The 17,414-nt window shown below is 67.4% G+C and carries 19 protein-coding genes; 12 read left to right on the plus strand and 7 right to left on the minus strand.

Going from position 1 to position 17,414, the window contains the following annotated elements; all coding sequences use genetic code 11:
* The 4 genes from rhaI to AWB94_RS22665 all read right to left on the minus strand — a co-directional run bounded on the left by rhaI (position 1) and on the right by AWB94_RS22665 (position 3,532).
* Positions 1 to 1,155 (minus strand): L-rhamnose isomerase, encoded by a 1,155-nt coding sequence (gene rhaI / locus AWB94_RS22650; RefSeq protein WP_062659320.1) that lies wholly within the window; start codon positions 1,153 to 1,155, stop codon positions 1 to 3.
* Positions 1,152 to 2,468: an MFS transporter gene (locus tag AWB94_RS22655; protein ID WP_062659321.1), complete on the minus strand. Its 1,317-nt coding sequence runs from the start codon at positions 2,466 to 2,468 to the stop codon at positions 1,152 to 1,154. Before AWB94_RS22655 ends, rhaI begins: the two co-directional genes overlap by 4 nt.
* Before the next feature lie 12 nt (positions 2,469 to 2,480).
* Positions 2,481 to 2,810 (minus strand): L-rhamnose mutarotase, encoded by a 330-nt coding sequence (locus AWB94_RS22660; RefSeq protein ID WP_062659322.1) that lies wholly within the window; start codon positions 2,808 to 2,810, stop codon positions 2,481 to 2,483.
* A gap of 74 nt (positions 2,811 to 2,884) precedes the next feature.
* Positions 2,885 to 3,532: an HD domain-containing protein gene (locus tag AWB94_RS22665; RefSeq protein WP_062659323.1), complete on the minus strand. Its 648-nt coding sequence runs from the start codon at positions 3,530 to 3,532 to the stop codon at positions 2,885 to 2,887.
* Positions 3,533 to 3,635: 103 nt separating this feature from the next.
* Here AWB94_RS22665 and AWB94_RS22670 point away from each other — a divergent pair, with 103 nt between their 5' ends.
* Together AWB94_RS22670 and AWB94_RS22675 are read left to right on the plus strand one after the other, a co-directional pair.
* Positions 3,636 to 4,628 (plus strand): GlxA family transcriptional regulator, encoded by a 993-nt coding sequence (locus tag AWB94_RS22670; RefSeq protein WP_062659324.1) that lies wholly within the window; start codon positions 3,636 to 3,638, stop codon positions 4,626 to 4,628.
* A 16-nt stretch (positions 4,629 to 4,644) separates the two neighbouring features.
* A complete protein-coding gene (locus tag AWB94_RS22675) occupies positions 4,645 to 5,118 on the plus strand; it encodes a DUF1990 domain-containing protein (RefSeq protein WP_062659325.1) in 474 nt (157 codons plus the stop codon).
* A gap of 7 nt (positions 5,119 to 5,125) precedes the next feature.
* Here the strand turns inward: AWB94_RS22675 and AWB94_RS36325 are convergent, their stop codons facing one another.
* The gene (locus AWB94_RS36325; protein ID WP_201029614.1) at positions 5,126 to 5,848 is read right to left on the minus strand and encodes a phosphotransferase; all 723 of its coding nucleotides are present in this window, start codon (positions 5,846 to 5,848) and stop codon (positions 5,126 to 5,128) included.
* A complete protein-coding gene (locus tag AWB94_RS36330; protein WP_201029615.1) occupies positions 5,848 to 6,090 on the minus strand; it encodes a phosphotransferase in 243 nt (80 codons plus the stop codon). Before AWB94_RS36330 ends, AWB94_RS36325 begins: the two co-directional genes overlap by 1 nt.
* An 81-nt stretch (positions 6,091 to 6,171) precedes the next feature.
* Here AWB94_RS36330 and AWB94_RS22690 point away from each other — a divergent pair, with 81 nt between their 5' ends.
* The 4 genes from AWB94_RS22690 to AWB94_RS22705 all read left to right on the plus strand — a co-directional run bounded on the left by AWB94_RS22690 (position 6,172) and on the right by AWB94_RS22705 (position 11,900).
* Entirely contained in the window at positions 6,172 to 8,658 is a 2,487-nt protein-coding gene (locus AWB94_RS22690) for a glycogen/starch/alpha-glucan phosphorylase (protein WP_062659375.1), read from the plus strand.
* A 42-nt stretch (positions 8,659 to 8,700) separates the two neighbouring features.
* Positions 8,701 to 11,064 carry a phosphoketolase family protein gene (locus AWB94_RS22695; RefSeq protein ID WP_062659326.1) on the plus strand — a complete coding sequence of 788 codons (2,364 nt, stop codon included), beginning with the start codon at positions 8,701 to 8,703 and terminating at the stop codon, positions 11,062 to 11,064.
* Positions 11,065 to 11,128: 64 nt separating this feature from the next.
* A complete protein-coding gene (locus AWB94_RS22700) occupies positions 11,129 to 11,593 on the plus strand; it encodes a DUF1942 domain-containing protein (protein WP_062659327.1) in 465 nt (154 codons plus the stop codon).
* A complete protein-coding gene (locus AWB94_RS22705) occupies positions 11,562 to 11,900 on the plus strand; it encodes a hypothetical protein (RefSeq protein ID WP_234811845.1) in 339 nt (112 codons plus the stop codon). Before AWB94_RS22700 ends, AWB94_RS22705 begins: the two co-directional genes overlap by 32 nt.
* Here the strand turns inward: AWB94_RS22705 and AWB94_RS22710 are convergent.
* Positions 11,884 to 12,714 (minus strand): endonuclease/exonuclease/phosphatase family protein, encoded by an 831-nt coding sequence (locus AWB94_RS22710; RefSeq protein ID WP_084395461.1) that lies wholly within the window; start codon positions 12,712 to 12,714, stop codon positions 11,884 to 11,886. The genes AWB94_RS22705 and AWB94_RS22710 overlap by 17 nt on opposite strands.
* A gap of 16 nt (positions 12,715 to 12,730) precedes the next feature.
* Between AWB94_RS22710 and AWB94_RS22715 the strand changes: the two genes are divergently transcribed.
* The 6 genes from AWB94_RS22715 (at position 12,731) to AWB94_RS22740 (ending at position 17,414) form a co-directional block, all read left to right on the plus strand.
* Complete coding sequence (locus AWB94_RS22715; RefSeq protein ID WP_062659328.1) at positions 12,731 to 13,336, plus strand: hypothetical protein; 606 nt, start codon at positions 12,731 to 12,733, stop codon at positions 13,334 to 13,336.
* Between the two features lie 102 nt (positions 13,337 to 13,438).
* Positions 13,439 to 14,605 carry an LLM class flavin-dependent oxidoreductase gene (locus AWB94_RS22720; RefSeq protein WP_062659329.1) on the plus strand — a complete coding sequence of 389 codons (1,167 nt, stop codon included), beginning with the start codon at positions 13,439 to 13,441 and terminating at the stop codon, positions 14,603 to 14,605.
* On the plus strand, positions 14,602 to 15,966 hold the full coding sequence (locus tag AWB94_RS22725; protein WP_062659330.1) for an NtaA/DmoA family FMN-dependent monooxygenase: 1,365 nt from the start codon (positions 14,602 to 14,604) through the stop codon (positions 15,964 to 15,966). Before AWB94_RS22720 ends, AWB94_RS22725 begins: the two co-directional genes overlap by 4 nt.
* A 79-nt stretch (positions 15,967 to 16,045) precedes the next feature.
* Positions 16,046 to 16,534: a YkgB family protein gene (locus AWB94_RS22730; RefSeq protein ID WP_062659331.1), complete on the plus strand. Its 489-nt coding sequence runs from the start codon at positions 16,046 to 16,048 to the stop codon at positions 16,532 to 16,534.
* The gene (locus AWB94_RS22735; protein ID WP_234811846.1) at positions 16,531 to 17,166 is read left to right on the plus strand and encodes an RNA polymerase sigma factor; all 636 of its coding nucleotides are present in this window, start codon (positions 16,531 to 16,533) and stop codon (positions 17,164 to 17,166) included. The genes AWB94_RS22730 and AWB94_RS22735 overlap by 4 nt, the downstream gene beginning before the upstream one ends.
* Positions 17,163 to 17,414: an anti-sigma factor family protein gene (locus tag AWB94_RS22740; RefSeq protein WP_234811847.1), complete on the plus strand. Its 252-nt coding sequence runs from the start codon at positions 17,163 to 17,165 to the stop codon at positions 17,412 to 17,414. The genes AWB94_RS22735 and AWB94_RS22740 overlap by 4 nt, the downstream gene beginning before the upstream one ends.

The following is a 17,414-nucleotide window of genomic DNA, read 5'->3' on the forward strand; positions in this document are numbered from 1 at the left end:
TCATGCTCCCCAGCTCGATTGCGTACCGCCGACCCGGGCGGCGTTGATGATGTCCTGGTAGCCCGAGGCGGCGAAGGCGGCCATCGGATCCCCCGGCAGGCCGCGGTCGGCGCGCCACTGCGCCAACGCGGGTCGCACGTCGGTGTAGAAGGCGTCCATCATGATTGCGTTGGCGCCCAGCACGTCACCGTTGTCCTGTGCGTCGGCCAGTGCCTCGGTGTCGACCAGCAGCGCCCGGGCGGTCATCTCCTGCACATTGAGTACGGACCGGATCTGCCCTGGGATCTTGGCTTCCACGTTGTGGCATTGGTCCAGCATGAGCGCCACCCCCGCATTCGGGTCGAGACCGCCGCCGCGGACCACCTCGAACATGATCCGGAACAACTGGAAGGGGTCGGCCGCACCGACGATCAGGTCGTCGTCGGCGTAGAACCGGGAGTTGAAGTCGAATGATCCCAGCTTCCCCAGGCGCAGCAGCTGGGCGACGATGAACTCGATATTGGTGCCCGGGGCATGATGCCCGGTGTCCAGGCACACCACGGCCCGCTCGCCCAGCGCGCTGACCTGCGCGTAGGCCGTGCCCCAGTCCGGCACGTCGGTCATGTACATGGCCGGCTCGAAGAACTTGTACTCCAGCACCATTCGCTGGTTCGGGCCGATGTGCTGGTAGATGGACGCCAGGGACTCGGCCAACCGGTCCTGCCTGCCCCGGATATCGCCCTGCCCCGGGTAATTGGTGCCGTCGGCCAGCCAGATCTTCAGGTCCCGAGACCCGATCGCCTCCATGATGTCGATACAGGCCAGGTGATGGTCGATGGCCTTCTGCCGCACCGCTTTGTCGGTATGGGTCAGGCTGCCGAACTTGTAGTCGTCGTCCTGGAAGGTGTTGGAGTTCACGGTGCCCAGCCGGACACCCTGTTCGGCGGCGTGGTCGCCGAGTGCGGCGTAGTCGTCCACCATGTCCCACGGGATGTGTAACGCGACCGAGGGCGCCAGGCCGGTCAGCCGGTGCACGGTGGCGGCGTCGGCGATCTTCTCCTCGATGGTGCGTGGGGTCCCCGGCGTTCCGAACACCTTGAACCGGGTGCCGGAGTTTCCGAACGCCCATGACGGCAGTTCGATGGCGAGGTGGTCCAGCAGCGGTGCGAGCTTCATACCGCGCTCCTTTCGATGGGATGGGACGACGAGACGGGAGTGCCGTAGCGCTCGACCTCGATCTGCTGGAGGGTCTTCCCCCGCGTGGTCGGCGCCCACACGGCGCCGATCAGCAGGGCGACCGTGAGCAGCGCGACCAGCAGGATGCCGACGGCGGTGAGCCCGGTGGCGGCCAGCAGGGTCGGGAAGAAGTAGCTCAGCAGACCCGTGGCGGTACGGACCACGAAGAACATCACGCCCTGCGCGCTGGCCCGGTATGGGGTCGCGAAAAGCTCGCTGGCCCAGAGGCTGTAGAAGGCCTGCGCCCCGATGCCCGACGAGATGCCCCAGAGTACGGCGAACACCAGCATGGTCGGCACGCCGCCGTCGGTGAAGGCCACCAGCACGATCCAGCCGACGATACCCAGCGCGGCGCCGATCACGTACAACAGCCGCTGGCTCATCCGGTCGGCGTAGCGCATGAAGCCGAAATAGGTCGCGGCCACCGTGGCCCCCCAGACCAGCACCTGCAGCAGGTTCTGCGCCACCGGGCTGTGCAGGCCCGCGGTGTCGTAGACGCGGGGCATGAAGATGCCGGCCTGGCCGGCGACGGTGTTCCAGAACAGATAGATGCCGCCGAGGAACAGCAGCGCGGTGATGTTGACCCTGCGGGAGAACAGACCGCGCAGTCCGCGGTTGCCGACAGTCGTTGCCAGCGAAGCGGATTCGTTGAGGGCCTCGTCCTTCCAGATCTGCGATTCGGCCAGGCCCTGACGCACCCACCAGACCACCGCGGCGACCACGAACAAGTGGCCGAAGATCAGCCGGGAACCCAGGAGCCCCAGCGGCGCGAGCGCGGCGGCCAGCGCGAAACCGATGAGTGGGCCCACCGACCACGCCAGCTGGGCGGTGCCGACATGCTTGGCCCGGTCGGCCGAGGGCGCCTGTTCGGCGATGTATGTCCAGGAGGCCGGTACGCCGGCGCCCACCGCGATGCCGGTGATGACGAAGGCCGTCAGCAGCATGGCGAAGTTCACCGCGAAGGCGGCCAGCAGCACGCCGGCCATGTACACCAACAGGTCATAGGTGTAGATCGCCTTGCGCCCGAACCGGTCGCACAGCGGTCCGCCCAGCACGGCACCGATCGCGGCACCGAAGGCGTTGGCGCTCAACGCCGCCAGCAGGCCGACGGCGAAGTTGCTGATGCCGAAGGCCGCCTGCCAGAACCCCAGGCTGGTGGCGATGGCGATGATCGACCCGGCCTCGATGTAGTTCGACATCGCGACCGCGATGGTCGCCCGCCAACCGGTGGTGGACCGCGCTCCGATTTTCATGTGACTCCTGTGTCAGACGAGATGGAAATACTCGGTCAGCGGACGGATGTCCGCATCGGGGGTGCCGGCCTCGAAATACTCGGCCATGCCGGCCTGCCAGCGCGTGTTGACGTCGGTGCGGGCCATCCGCTCCTGGGCCGCGGCGAAATCGTCGGTCTCCAGGTAACCGACCACCAGCCCGTCCTCGGGCCGGACGAACAACGAGTAGTTGCGCCACCCGGCGTCGTGCAGCGCCGCCAACATCTCCGGCCAGACGGTCTGGTGGGCCTGGAGGTAGTCGGCGATCCGGTCCTGCCGCAGTTTCAGCAGGAAACACACCCGCTCGGTCCGGCCAGCCGTCATCGTCCACCTTTGAAACGTTTCAATTTGTGATGGCGGCAACACTACGGTTGCCGCCGCCACGCCGTCAAGAGGCGTTATTCAGGCCAGGAACTGTTGCGGATCATCTCGACGAAGTCCTCCCGGACGAACGAGGGGTCATAGTGGGCCAGCACGTCGGCGTTCATGTTCCCGAAGGTGCTGGCCGGCCGGTGCAGATTGCCGTCGGCGAAGGCTTGCAGGATCCGGTTCTTGAAATCGGGCCGCGGATGCGCGGCCGTCACCGCGGCCAGCACGTCGGGGGGCAGCTGATCACGTCCGATACCGAGCACGTCGGTCTCGACACCCGCGATCACCGACGCGACCTCGGGTTCCAGGAACTCCGGCACGCCCGGCGTGGTGTGCAGCGCGATCCCCAGCCAGACCAGGCGTGCGGACGCCTCGTCGACACCCCTGGCCCGCAGGAAATCCCGGGCCGCGTCGGCGCCGTCCACCTCGAAACGCAATGGGGATTCGCGGTAGTTCTGGGTCAGCCCGATGTCGTGGAACATCGCGGCGGTGTAGAGCAGTTCCGGATCCGGGCGCAGCCCCCGCGCCCGGGCCCGCACCGACCCGAAGAGGAACACCCGACGGGAGTGGTGGTAGAGCAGGTCATCCACGGTATCGCGGATGAATGCGGTGACATCGCGCACCAGCGCGGTATCCGGGATGGTGATATCGGCGATGGTTTCGGCAACACGGGTCATGATCGAATCTCCTTGTTCGGCAAGGTCTTATTGCTTACTCCAGACCAGTGTGGGCGCACCGCTCCGGCACCGGCCATGACCGATCGGCCGCCTTTCCCACAGAATGCGACACAATGGTGCGGTGGTAGCGCGGGAAATGGTCATCGTCGTCTTCGACGGGGTGAAGCTGCTCGACGCTGCCGGACCCGCCGAGGTGTTCGCCGAAGCCAACCGGTTCGGGGCGCAATACCGACTGCGGATCGCGTCCCCGGACGGCGCCGAAGTGGCCACCTCGATCGGCGTCCCGTTCGCAGTCACCGATCGGCTCGACGACATCGAGTCCGCGGACACCGTCCTGGTCACCGGGGGTGACGCCCTCGTCGGCAGACCCATCGATCCCGCGCTGGTCGACGCGGTGCGTGCGGTACCGCCGCGCACCCGCAGGCTGGCGTCGATCTGCACCGGCGCTTTCATCCTGGCCACCGCGGGCGTACTGGACGGGCGGCGGGCCACCACACACTGGCGCCACGTCACCTTGTTGGCCCACGCGTTCCCGGAGATCAGCGTCGAGCCGGACGCGATCTTCGTGCGCGACGGCGAGGTGTACACCTCCGCCGGGGTGACCGCCGGTATCGACCTGGCACTGTCCCTGGTCGAACAGGATTACGGCACCGACTTGGTGCGCTCGGTGGCTCGCTCGCTGGTGGTGTACCTCAAACGCGCCGGCGGTCAGTCGCAGTTCTCTGCACTGGTAGAGGCCGACCCGCCACCGGAGTCGGCGCTACGCGCGGTGACCGCGGCCATCGCGGCCGACCCGGCCGCCGACCACAGCGTGAAACACCTTGCCGCCGTTGCCGCTTTGAGCACCCGCCAGCTGACCCGGTTGTTCCAGGCCGAGCTCGGCACCACCCCGGCGCGATACGTGGAGAAGGTGCGGATCGACACCGCACGCGGTGCTCTCGACGCCGGACACAGCGTGGCCGACGCCGCGCAGATCGCCGGATTCGGCAGCGCCGAGACGCTGCGCCGGGTATTCGTCACCCAGCTCGGCCTGTCGCCCAGGGCTTACCGCGACAGGTTCCGTACCGCTCAGGTTTCACCCGACACGCCGTCGTGACTGCGATAGTGAACCGGTGGACCTGACCTACCCCGAGATCGGAGCGACGGCGGGCCCGCTGCCCGCCGGGTATCACCACGTGCAGGTGGCGGCACCGATCGGCCACGGGCGCGCACGCTTCGAATCCGCCGGTGACGCCGTCCTGCGCTGGGGCATGCAGCGCGGCGCCGGGGTGTTGGTCCGCGCCGACAGCGATCTGGCCACCGTGGGCGCCGAGGTCACCGTCGGTTTCGGGCCGCTGCGCGCGCCGTGCCGCGTCGTCTACGTCGTGGAAGAGGCCAACCGCCGCGGGTTCGCCTACGGGACGCTGCCCGGGCACCCGGAGTCCGGTGAAGAGTTGTTCGCCGTCCGTTATGACCCCTCCGACGGCACCGTGTACGCCGAAGTCATCGCGTTCTCCCGGCATGCCACCTGGTGGAGCCGGCTGGGCGGGCCGATAACCGCTGTGGCGCAACGCATCATCACCAAGCGTTATCTGACGGCGGTGTAGCCCGATGCTAGGTGCAGCCGCTGACGTTGATGCGGCCGCGCGGCCCGCCGACGTTGCCGCAGATGCTCACGTTCGAACCGATCTGCGGGGGCGGAGGTGGCGGGGGCGTGTCGAAGTCCTCCGGCAGCGGCGCATACTCCGACGGCGGCGGCGCCCAGTCGGCGATGGCACCGGCGATATCGGTGCACCCGCCGACGCTGACGTGCCCGTGCCGCCCACCGACACTGCCGCACACATCGGCGTTCGCGGACACCGGAACGACTGCCACCGAAGCGATTCCGACCGCGACCGCCAGCCACACCTTCATGCTCATCGCGTGAGTATAGGACGGTGCCGCAACGCCTCGGTTGCGATTCTCGGCCGGCACGAACGTCACTTCGCCGGCGCTGTCACCGCACGGCGGCCGGTTCCCACCCACACTGGGCCAGGTTCCGGAACCGATCACGGAACAGGTCGGTGCCCGCCCTGGCATCGGAGGCGTTTCGTCCAGGCCGCGTCGCCACATCCCAGCCGCGCGCCAGTCCACGCCGTGTAAGCGGGCCAGCACCCGAGCGAGGTCCTCGTAGATCGCCGCCCGATCGGCCGGCGTGCCGTCGCGCAGCACCCGGTCGAGGAACACCCGCCCCGGTACGTGGTCCATCACGAAGAACGGCGTCCCGATCACGTCGGTGTCCTCGCACATCAACCGCATCCGTGGCACGGGCACACCGGACCGGGCCACCGCCGCCATCACCGGATACTCGCGGCCGACGTTCGTGGGCGCGCGGCAACAGTACGCCGGGGGGGATACCTACGAAGCACGTAATCGCCTGCGCCGGTGTGTAAATGGAAGGTCGGATTGCTCTGGCCGCCCCGGAACTGGCGGATCACCAGCGGGCCGTCGATACCGTGCGCGCCGAGGTAACGGCCGAGAGCGGCTTCGTCCACGCGGTGTTGTGGCAGAACGTCGACAAGCTCGGGTACACCGGACATGCCCGCAGCGTCTCACATCAGTTAACCCGCCCGACGCCTCTTGCGCGCGCGATGTGCACGTACCCCTGCCAGACTGCACCCATGACGGATCTCGACGCGCCCTCCCCCACCGCCGAGCGTGCCCGCACCGGCTTGTCGGCCGACGCCCTGCGCCGCGCCATCATCGATCACGTCCGGTACTCGATCGGCCGCCCGGCCGCGGCGCTGCGCCCGGAGCACTACTACCGGGCGCTGGCGCTCGCCGTCCGCGACCGCATGCAGGACAATCGGGTTGCCTCGACCCAGACGTCGCTGGATCTCGGCAGCAAGGTCACCTGCTATCTGTCGGCCGAATTCCTGATGGGTCCGCAGCTGGGGGCCAACCTGCTCAACCTCGGCATCGAGACGGCCGCCCGGGCAGCATTGGCCGAACTCGGCCAGGATCTGGACGAGGTGTTGGCCTGCGAAGAGGAGCCCGGGCTGGGCAACGGCGGCCTCGGCCGGCTGGCGGCCTGCTACCTGGACTCGCTGGCCACCCTCGCGCGGCCCGCCATCGGCTACGGCATCCGCTACGAGTTCGGCATCTTCGACCAGGAGATCCACGACGGCTGGCAGGTCGAGAAGACCGACAACTGGCTGGTCAACGGAAACCCTTGGGAGATAGCCAAACCCGACGTGCACTACCCCGTGTTGTGGGGTGGCCACACCGAGCGTTACGCCGACGACGCCGGTGTGCAGCGGGTCCGCTGGATCCCCGGCCGGATCATCCAGGGCGTGGCCTATGACACCCCGATCCAGGGCTACGGTGTCAAGACGTGCAACGTGCTCACCCTGTGGAGCGCCAGGGCGGTGCAGTCCTTCGCACTGGAGGCCTTCAACACCGGTGACTACTACAAGGCCGTCGAGGAGGAAGTCACCTCCGAAACCGTCACCAAGGTGCTCTACCCGAACGACGAGCCCGAGGTGGGCAAGCGGCTGCGGCTGCTGCAGCAGTTCTTCTTCGTGTCCTGCTCGCTGCAGCACGTCCTGCACATCATGGACGATCTGGCCGACGTATCGGTGCTCGATCTGCCGAAGCGATTCGCGCTCCAGTTGAACGACACCCACCCCTCGATCGGCGTGGCCGAGCTCATGCGTCTGCTGGTCGACGAACGGCGCCTGGATTGGGATACGGCCTGGGCCATCACCGTGGCGACCTTCGGCTACACCAACCACACCCTGCTGCCCGAAGCCCTGGAGAAGTGGCCGCTGGGCCTGTTCGGCGAGAGCCTGCCGCGCCACCTGGAGATCATCTACGAGATCAACAGCCGTTTTCTGGACGAGGTGCGGGCGAAGTTCCCCGGCGACGAGGAGCGGGTGCGACGGATGTCGCTGATCGGCGAGGACGGCGGCAAGACCGTCAAGATGGCCTACCTGGCCACCGTCGGCAGCCACGCCATCAACGGGGTCGCGGCGCTGCACTCCGAGCTGCTCAAGTCCAGCGTGCTCAAGGACTTCTACGAGCTGTGGCCGGAGCGCTTCTCCAACAAGACCAACGGCGTGACGCCGCGGCGTTTCGTGGCACTGTCCAACCCTGGATTGCGCGCCCTGCTCGACCGCACCGTCGGTGACGGCTGGCTCACCCACCTGGACCGGCTGCGTGGCCTGGAACCGTTCGCCGACGATCCCGGCTTCCGCCAGGAATGGCGAGATATGAAGCGGGCCAACAAGTCCCGACTGGCCGAGTTCGTGGTGGCAGAGACCGGTATCGAACTGGACCCGACGTGGCTGTTCGACATCCAGGTCAAGCGGATCCACGAGTACAAACGCCAGCATCTCAACGTGCTCAACATCGTCACCCAGTATCTGCGGCTGAAGCGCAACCCGGGCATCGAGATCGCGCCGCGGGCCTTCATCTTCGGCGGCAAGGCCGCCCCCGGGTACTTCCTGGCCAAGCGCATCATCAAACTCATCACCGCCGTCGGCGACATGATCAACACCGACCCGACCGTGAACCAGTACCTGAAGGTGGTGTTCCTGCCGAATTTCAACGTGCAGAATGCGCACCTGATCTACCCGGCCGCCAACCTCTCCGAGCAGATCTCGACGGCCGGCAAAGAGGCCTCCGGCACCGGCAACATGAAGTTCATGATGAACGGCGCGCTGACCATCGGCACGCTCGACGGCGCCAACGTGGAGATCCGCGAGGAGGCAGGCGCGGACAACTTCTTCCTGTTCGGCCTGACCGTCGAAGAGGTCGAGGCGCTCAAGCACGGCGGCTACCGGCCGGCGGACTACATCGAGGCCGACCCGGAGTTGGCTTCGGTGCTCGATCTGATTGCCGGAGGGCATTTTTCACATGGCGATACCGAGGTGTTCCGGCCGCTGGTGGACAACCTGCGCTACGACGACCCGTTCCTGGTGCTGGCGGATTACGCGTCCTACGTCGAGTGCCAGGACCGGGTGAGCGCCGCGTGGAAGGATCGCGACGCCTGGTCGCGGATGTCCATCCTGAACACCGCTCGCAGCGGCAAGTTCTCCTCGGACCGGGCCATCGAGGAGTACTGCGATGAGATCTGGGGCGTGCGTCCGGTCAACGTCGTGACCTAAGCCCCTTTCGTACTTTCGGGACGAACGGGTACACCGGTAGACATGACCACGACCGCACCGCTCTCCGATGTCGAACTCACACAGCTGGACGAGTATTGGCGCGCCGCCAATTACCTTTCGGTGGGTCAGATCTACCTGCTGGACAATCCGCTGCTGCGCCAGCCCCTGCAGCCCGAGCACGTCAAACCGCGGCTGCTGGGGCATTGGGGCACCACACCCGGGCTCAACCTGCTGTACGCGCACTTGAACCGTGTCATTCGACACCGCGACTCCGACGTCGTGTTCATCACCGGCCCGGGCCACGGCGGGCCCGGGTTGGTGGCCAACACCTACCTGGAGGGCACCTACAGCGAGGTCTACACCGGTATCGGGGAGAACGTCGACGGCCTACGTAAACTGTTCCGCCAGTTTTCCTTTCCCGGCGGCATTCCCAGCCATGTGGCGGCCGAGACGCCCGGCTCCATCCACGAGGGCGGTGAACTCGGCTACGCGCTGGTGCACGCGTTCGGTGCCGCCTTCGACAATCCCGACCTGGTGGTGGCCGCGGTGGTCGGCGACGGTGAAGCAGAGACGGGCCCGCTGGCGGCAAGCTGGCATTCCAACAAGTTCCTCGACCCGGTCCGCGACGGCGCGGTGCTGCCCATCCTGCACCTCAACGGCTACAAGATCGCCAATCCCACGGTATTGGCCCGTATCCCCCAGCAGGAGCTGGAGTCGCTGTTCACCGGATACGGCTATCTCCCGATCACCGTTGCCGGAGACGACCCGGCGAATGTACATCAGCAACTCGCGGCGGCGTTGGACGATGCCTTCGACCAGATCGGTGCCATCCAGCGGGCGGCACGCACCGACGGTGAGACCGGTCGCCCGGTGTGGCCGATGATCATTTTGCGCACCCCCAAGGGGTGGACCGGGCCGGCCGAGGTGGATGGTGTCAAGGTGGAGGGCACCTGGCGGTCTCATCAGGTGCCGCTGTCGGAGACCCGGACCAATCCGGAACATCTGGCGGCGCTGGAACGCTGGCTACGCAGCTACCGCCCGGAGGAACTGTTCGACGAGGACGGCGCGTTGCGCTCCGATCTGCGCGCACTCGCCCCGCAGGGTTCTCGCCGGATGGGGGCCAGCCCGCACGCCAACGGCGGCATGTTGCTGCGCGACCTCGACCTACCGTCGATCCGGGATTACGCGGTCGAGGTCGGCCGGCCGGCTGCCGAGTCGGCCGAGGCCACCCGGGTGCTGGGCACCTTCTTACGTGACGTGATCGCGCGCAACGCGGATAACTTCCGGTTGATGGGACCCGACGAGACGGCGTCCAACCGCCTGTCGGCGGTGTTCGACGCCACCGATAAGGCGTGGGTTGCCGACATCTCCCCCGACGACGAGCATCTCGCGCCGGGCGGACGGGTGATGGAGGTGCTGTCCGAGCACCTGTGCCAGGGCTGGTTGGAGGGTTACCTGCTGACCGGCCGGCATGGGATGTTCAGCTGCTACGAGGCTTTCGTGCACATCGTCGATTCGATGCTCAACCAGCACGCCAAATGGTTGTCCAGCAGTGCACGCCTGGATTGGCGCCGGCCGGTCGCATCACTCAATTACCTTCTCACATCCCATGTTTGGCGCCAGGATCACAACGGTGCCTCCCATCAGGACCCCGGCTTCATCGACCATGTGGCCAACAAGCGGCCCGAGGTGGTGCGGGTGTATCTGCCACCGGACACCAACACCCTGCTGTCCGTCGCCGATCACTGCCTGCGCAGCCGTCAATACGTCAATGTCATCGTGGCCGGCAAGCAGCCCGCGCTGACGTATCTGACCATGGACGAGGCGATCGCGCACTGCACACGCGGTGCGGGCATCTGGGAGTGGGCCAGCAGCACAACTGGTGAACCGGATGTGGTGCTGGCCTGCGCCGGCGATGTTCCCACCCTGGAGACGCTGGCCGCCGCCGACATCCTGCGCCGCCGGCTGCCCGACCTCGGCGTGCGGGTGGTCAACGTGGTCGACATCATGCGACTGCAACCGGAATCGGAGCACCCGCACGGCTTGTCCGACCGGGATTTCGACGCCCTCTTCACCACCGACAAGCCGATCATCTTCGCCTATCACGGTTACCCGTGGCTGATCCACCGGCTGACCTACCGGCACGCCAACCACGATCAGCTGCATGTGCGCGGCTTCAAGGAGCGCGGCACCACCACCACGCCGTTCGACATGGTGATGCTCAACGACCTGGACCGGTTCCACCTCGTGATGGACGTCATCGATCGGGTACCTGGGCTGGGCAGCTCGGCCGCGGTGCTGCGCCAGGAGATGGTGGACGCGCGACTGGCAGCCAAGCACTACACCCGTGAGTTCGGCGAGGACGACCCAGCGATCACCGGCTGGACCTGGGAACGCGATCTCTGACGTTTCCCGCTCCGTGGACCCGGGTAGTCGACCGGTGTCCGAACCAACAACGGAGAGGAAGATTATGCGTGCCACAACGATCGCCGGAGCCGCCGGAACCACCTTCGCCACCGTGTCGCTCGCTGTCGTGACAGCGGCTTCGGCGGGTGCCGCACCGGCCAGCGAAAGTTACGGCAACCAGCAGGAACTCAATGGCCCGGCCGGCACCGTGACGGCGTGGACCGTCGACGGCCTGCATCCCAGCACCGACACCCTGCCGGTACCGGTCAAGGGCACCCTCTACGAGGCGACCGCGACCGTGCAGGCCGTGCAGGGCACAGCCACCCCGGTGGTGACCGACTTCAACGCGCGCTCTGCCGCGGGTGCCGACTACCGGGCCGTGCCGGCCCCCACCGCGACGGGCGTCAATCCGACGCCGTTGCAGCAGGGCGCCAGTGACACCGGCAAGATCTACTTCGACGTCACCGGCCCGGCACCGGAGAGCGTGGTGTACAGCAGTGGCGGCCAAGATGTGCTGGTCTGGAAGTAAATTCGCCAACGGTTCGTCGGTTCTGAATTGGGTGCTCGCCCTGGCGACCATCCCCGCCGCGGCCGCGGTGGTCGGATTTGCCTATATGCAGATCATGGGCACCGCGGGTTGCAGTGAGCCCGACTGCGCGCATCTGAACACGTTCGGGTTCACCCTCATTCAGTACGGAGTACCGGCCGTCGCCGGGCTGGCCGTGGTGGCGTCGTTTGTCACTGCCGGCCGGCGCGGCGGCGTGCTGGTCCCGCTGGCAGCGTGGGCCGTGATCCTGCTCGCGGTGGTGGTGCTGGTCGTCACGTTCCCGCACTAGGGTCGGTTTCTCGTGCACGGCACGGGGACAAGCTCTTTGGAGACGGTTCCGCGGCCAGCTCGATGTCGGCCACCAGGGGTCGGTGATCTGAGATGGCCAATTGCGGTGTGGCACATCGGCGAACCTGCAGGTGCGGATGGTCGGTCAGCAGGTGATCGAGCTGGCGGGCCGGCTGATGGGCCGGAAACGTGGACGCCGTGACCAACGACCGCAAGCCGGACCACCGCCGCGCCGCCGGGCCGGCGAGGTTGAGATCTCCCAACAACATGCGCGGCCCGGGAAACGCAGACAGGTCGCGCGACAGCCGCCGCAGCTGGTAGCGATTCCAGCCGGGAACGAAACTCAGGTGGGTGCTGGCCACGGTGAACGTCCCCATCGGGGTGTCGAAACACCCGGCGAGTGCGGCCCGTGGTTCCTCGTCGACCATCATCACCCGGTTGGGCCCCGGCAGGTACATCGGAAACGTGAAGGGGATCCGCGGCAGATAGACGACATGCCAGTCGCGTACCGGGTAGCGGGACAGCAATGCCACACCGTAGGCGGCCGTGCCCGGCTGTTCGGCCCCCGTGGCGGCCGCCCAGACCGCACCCGGCGTGCCGGCGATGGTGGCCGCAAACCGTTGCGCCACCGCGCCCATGGCGTCGGCGGCGACGGCCGTCAAGTCCACACTGCCCGATCTGGGTTGATGGACATCGACCTCCTGCAGGGCCAGCAGATCGACGTCCAGGGTGCGGATGCAGTCGGCGAACGTGGCGATGTCCACCCCGGCACCGGGGCTCCGACCGTGAAGAATGTTGAAAGTGGCAACCCGCATGGGTACTCCATACCCAATGGGCGAGCACAGCCACACCCACGACGACGCGCTGGGCACCAGACGGCACGCGTTGCGGGAATCCCTGCGGCACGCCGCGGCTTCCTTCAAGCGCGACGGACCGGAGTTCGCCTTGGCGGGCAGCTACGCGCTGTGGGTGTACGGCGGGCCGGAGCCGGTGCACGACGTCGATTTCGTGGTGGCCGAATCGGATGTCGACGCGGCCGCCGCGACGCTCGGCGGGGCCGGTTTCCAGTTGCTACCGTGCCCCGAGGATTGGCTGTTCAAGGCGTACCGGGAGACCGCGGCGGAGGTCGTGGTGGATGTGCTGTTCCGGATCAACCGCGTTTCGGTTACCGCCGCGGCGTTGCGGCACGCCGAGGTCCGGGATGTGCTGGCCATCCCGATGCCCGTCCTGCCGCCGACCTGCGTGATCACCCACAAACTGCGCGCGTTCGACGAACACAACTGCGATTTCGGCGCCCTGCTGCCCGGGGTGCGCGCGGTCCGTGAATCGGTGGATTGGGCGCAGGTGCGGGCCGCGACCGCCGACAGCCCGTTCGCGACGGCCTTCTTGTGTCTGTGCGACGGTCTGGGTATCGCTGCCCCGGTGATGCGCACCTGACCGCCTCGCCGAACACTGGACGGGCCGGCGCCGGCGTCCCGGAATGGTCGCCGATCGGCACGCGTTGTCCCTGAGAACGCAGAGGAAAGCGAGAGACTTCCCGTGGCTGATCCTGACCTGATCCACCTTGCCGTGGCCCTGGACGGCACCGGGTGGCATCCCTCGGCCTGGCGTGAGCCCGAGGCCCGCCCGGGCGATCTGCTGACGGCGCGGTACTGGGTCGATCTTGTCGGTACCGCCGAACGCGGCCAACTCGACCTGGTCACCTTCGAGGACGGTCTGGCCCTGCAGTCCGACCATCCGTGGCGTGCCGATGGCCGCACCGACCGGGTCCGCGGTCGTCTCGATGCCGTACTCATCGCCGCCCGGGTGGCCCCTACCACCAGCCATATCGGTCTGGTCCCCACCGTGATCGCCACCCACACCGAGCCGTTCCACCTGTCCAAGGCCATCGCCACCCTGGACTACGTCAGTTCGGGGCGAGCGGGTGTGCGGGTCCAGGTGTCGGCGAGCCCCGAGGCGGCCGGACATTTCGGCCGCCGAGTGGTGCCCGAATCCCTGGTAACCGAGGACCTGATCGCCGAGGCTGCCGACTACGTCGAGGTGCTGCGGCGGCTCTGGGACAGCTGGGAGGACGACGCCGAGATTCGTGACGTGGCCACCGGGCGGTTCGTCGACCGGGACAAGCTGCACTACATCGACTTCGAGGGCCCACATTTCTCGGTCAGAGGTCCGTCGATCACGCCGCGTCCACCGCAGGGTCAGCCCATCGTCGCCGCGCTCGGGCACGTCGACCCCGTGTACCGGCTGATCGCCGGCGGCACCGATATCGGCTTCGTCGCCCCGCACACCGCCCGGGAGACCACCGCGCTGGTGGACACCATCGCCTCCCAGCGGCCGTCCGGGCGCGACGCGGTGCGGGTGTTCGCCGACCTGGTGGTGTTCCTCGCCGACACCACCGCCGCGGCGCGTGCTCGTAAGGCCCGCCTCGACGAGTGGCTGGGTGCCGAATACCGGAGCGACGCAGAGGTGTTCGTAGGAACCGCCGTCGAGTTGGCCGACCTGCTGCAGCAGTGGCATGCCGCCGGCGCCGCCGGGTTCCGGCTGCGGCCGGCCACGCTGCCGCATGACCTGGAGCAGATCACCGATGCGCTGGTACCCGAACTGCGCCGCCGCGGGGTTTTCCGCACCGGCTATCCCGGCGGCACCCTGCGCGATCTGCTCGGCCTGCCCCGCCCCGCCAACCGGTACGCAGGAGCTTCCCGATGACCAAGCCCGTCAAACAGATTCACCTGGCCGCCCACTTCCCCGGCGTCAACAACACCACGGTGTGGAGCGATCCGGCATCCGGCAGCCATATCGAGTTCAGCTCGTTCGTGCATTTCGCGCAGGCCGCCGAACGCGGCAAGTTCGACTTCATGTTCCTGGCCGAAGGGCTGCGGCTGCGTGAGCAGAAGGGACTGATCTACGACCTCGACGTCGTGGGGCGGCCGGACACCTTCACGGTGCTGGCCGCGCTGGCCGCCGTCACCGACCGGCTGGGGCTGACCGGCACCATCAATTCGACCTTCAACGAACCCTATGAGGTGGCGCGCCAATTCGCCTCACTGGACCACCTGTCCGACGGTCGCGCCGCATGGAACGTCGTCACCTCGTGGGATGCGTTCACCGGGGAGAACTTCCGCCGCGGCGGGTATCTGGCCGAAGATCAGCGGTACTCCAGGGCCGAGAGCTTCCTGCGGGCTGCGCACAGCCTTTTCGACTCCTGGAGCGGCGACGAGATCGTCGCCGACAAGGAGCGCGGTGTCTTCCTGTCCGATTCGCGGGCGGGCGCGTTCTCCTATCACGACCAGCATTTCGACATCAGCGGCCGGTTCAACGTGCCCCGCAGCCCGCAAGGCCGCCCGGTGATCTTCCAGGCCGGTGACTCCGACCACGGCCGCGAGTTCGCCGCGGCCGCGGCCGATGCCATCTTCTCCCGGTACGGCACCCTGGCCGACGGGCAGGCGTTCTACGCCGATGTCAAGGGACGACTGGCCAAATACGGGCGCCGCCATGATCAGTTGCTCATCCTGCCCGCGGCGACCTTCGTGCTCGGTGACACCGATGCCGAGGCCGCCGATATCGCCCATCAGGTGCGCCTGGCGCAGGTCTCCCCCGCGACGGCGATCAAATTCCTTGAACAGCTGTGGAATCGGGACCTGTCCGACCATGACCCGGATGGCCCACTGCCGACGGTGGATCCCATCGTCGGGGAGAACACCATCGCCAAGGGTCGGGCGAGCGTGCGCATGCACCGAGACCCGATCGCCGTCGCCAACGAGTGGCGAGCCAAGGCCGAGGCGGAGAACCTCACCACGCGCGAACTGATCGTCGAGGTGACCGGACGGCAGAACTTCGTCGGGTCGCCGGCCACCGTCGCCGAATCGATCAACCACCTGGTGCAAGCCGATGCCAGCGATGGCTTCATCCTCGTTCCCCACGTGACGCCGAGTGGTTTGGACCCCTTCGTCGACAAGGTGGTGCCGCTGTTACAGGAGCGCGGGGTGTTCCGCGCCGACTATGCCGGTACGACGCTGCGCGACCACCTGGGCCTGGCCGAGCCGGCCCGGCGGTTCCGGGCCAGTTAGCGGGCGCGTGTAACGCCCGGGGCTCACCGGCACACTCCCTTTGCGTCACCGTTTCAACCGGAGCGCAAAGGAGCCCGATATGACCGTCTTGCAGGAAACCCGGCTCGCCAGGGCCGAATCCACTCTTTCCACCATCACCAGCGTCCTGCTCAGGTACGGGTTGGTGCTCGTGATCGGGTGGATCGGATTGCTCAAGTTCACCGACTACGAAGCCCATGGCATCGAGCCCCTGGTGGCGAACAGCCCGCTGATGAGCTGGCTGTACGGCATCTTCTCGGTGACCACCTTCTCCACCTTGTTGGGCGTCCTCGAGGTCGCCACCGCGGTGCTGCTGGCGGTCAAACCATGGTGGCCGCGGGTGTCGGCGGTCGGCAGCGTGCTGGCCATCGGCTTGTTCGTCGCCACGATCAGCTTCCTGTTCACCACGCCGGGAATCGGCGAAGCATCGGCCGGCGGCTTCCCACTGCTGTCGACGACCGGCCAGTTCCTGATCAAAGATGTTGTGCTCGTCGGTGTTTCGGCATGGACGCTGGCCGACGCGTTGGCGGCTACACTTCGATCCCAGTGACCACGTCGGCCCCCGAAGAAGCCGCTCTCGTCGCTGCCCTGCGGGGCGGCGACGAGGCGGCCTTCGCCCATCTCGTCGACCGGCACACTCCGGCGATGCTGCGCGTCGCCCGCGGCTACGTGCCCACCCTCGAGATCGCCGAGGAGGTGGTGCAGGAGACCTGGATCGCGCTCGTGAAGGGCATCGCCGGATTCGAGGGCCGATCGTCGCTGCGCACCTGGCTGTTCACGGTCCTGGTGAACACCGCCAAATCGCGGGGGCTGCGGGAGCGCCGCGACGCCGATCTCGCCGTGCTGGCGTTCGCCGGCCCGACGGTGGATCCGGCCCGGTTCCGCGACGCCGGTGACCGCTGGCCGGGCCATTGGCGCGACGATGCGGCGCCGCTGCCGTTTCCGGACACCCCCGAGGGCTCCGTGCTGGCCACCGAACTGCTCGCGGTGACCCGGCGGGAACTCGACAAACTGCCGGTCCGCCAGCGCGAGGTGGTCACGTTGCGCGATGTGGTGGGCATGGACAGCGCCGAGGTGTGCGAACTGCTCGATATCACCGTCGCCAACCAACGGGTCCTGCTGCACCGGGGCCGGGCCGCCGTGCGGCAAGCACTCGAGGACTATCTGAAGGAGGCGTCATGAACGCTGACGACGCGATGGACTGCCATGAGCTCGTCGAGCTCGTCACCGCGTATCTCGACGGCGCACTCGATCTGGACACCCGGGCGCGTTTCGACACCCATCTGCTCGAATGTGACGGCTGCGAGAACTATCTGCAGCAGTTGCGTGGCACGATCGAAACGCTGGACACGCTCGGCAAGTCCGGTCCGGAAACCCTGGACCCGGCTTTCCGGGACAAGCTGCTGACCGCGTTCCGCGACTGGCAGTGA

Source organism: Mycolicibacterium canariasense (assembly GCF_002101555.1).
GTDB lineage: Bacteria > Actinomycetota > Actinomycetes > Mycobacteriales > Mycobacteriaceae > Mycobacterium > Mycobacterium canariasense.

Excerpts from the sequence above, each read along its gene's own strand:
- rhaI (WP_062659320.1), bottom strand. The coding sequence starts at position 1,155 with ATGAAGCTCGCACCGCTGCTGGACCACCTCGCCATCGAACTGCCGTCA.
- AWB94_RS22655 (WP_062659321.1), bottom strand. The coding sequence starts at position 2,468 with ATGAAAATCGGAGCGCGGTCCACCACCGGTTGGCGGGCGACCATCGCG.
- AWB94_RS22660 (WP_062659322.1), bottom strand. The coding sequence starts at position 2,810 with ATGACGGCTGGCCGGACCGAGCGGGTGTGTTTCCTGCTGAAACTGCGG.
- AWB94_RS22665 (WP_062659323.1), bottom strand. The coding sequence starts at position 3,532 with ATGACCCGTGTTGCCGAAACCATCGCCGATATCACCATCCCGGATACC.
- AWB94_RS22670 (WP_062659324.1), top strand. The coding sequence starts at position 3,636 with ATGCGACACAATGGTGCGGTGGTAGCGCGGGAAATGGTCATCGTCGTC.
- AWB94_RS36325 (WP_201029614.1), bottom strand. The coding sequence starts at position 5,848 with ATGGCGGCGGTGGCCCGGTCCGGTGTGCCCGTGCCACGGATGCGGTTG.
- AWB94_RS36330 (WP_201029615.1), bottom strand. The coding sequence starts at position 6,090 with ATGTCCGGTGTACCCGAGCTTGTCGACGTTCTGCCACAACACCGCGTG.
- AWB94_RS22690 (WP_062659375.1), top strand. The coding sequence starts at position 6,172 with ATGACGGATCTCGACGCGCCCTCCCCCACCGCCGAGCGTGCCCGCACC.
- AWB94_RS22695 (WP_062659326.1), top strand. The coding sequence starts at position 8,701 with ATGACCACGACCGCACCGCTCTCCGATGTCGAACTCACACAGCTGGAC.
- AWB94_RS22700 (WP_062659327.1), top strand. The coding sequence starts at position 11,129 with ATGCGTGCCACAACGATCGCCGGAGCCGCCGGAACCACCTTCGCCACC.
- AWB94_RS22710 (WP_084395461.1), bottom strand. The coding sequence starts at position 12,714 with ATGCGGGTTGCCACTTTCAACATTCTTCACGGTCGGAGCCCCGGTGCC.
- AWB94_RS22715 (WP_062659328.1), top strand. The coding sequence starts at position 12,731 with ATGGGCGAGCACAGCCACACCCACGACGACGCGCTGGGCACCAGACGG.
- AWB94_RS22725 (WP_062659330.1), top strand. The coding sequence starts at position 14,602 with ATGACCAAGCCCGTCAAACAGATTCACCTGGCCGCCCACTTCCCCGGC.
- AWB94_RS22730 (WP_062659331.1), top strand. The coding sequence starts at position 16,046 with ATGACCGTCTTGCAGGAAACCCGGCTCGCCAGGGCCGAATCCACTCTT.
- AWB94_RS22740 (WP_234811847.1), top strand. The coding sequence starts at position 17,163 with ATGAACGCTGACGACGCGATGGACTGCCATGAGCTCGTCGAGCTCGTC.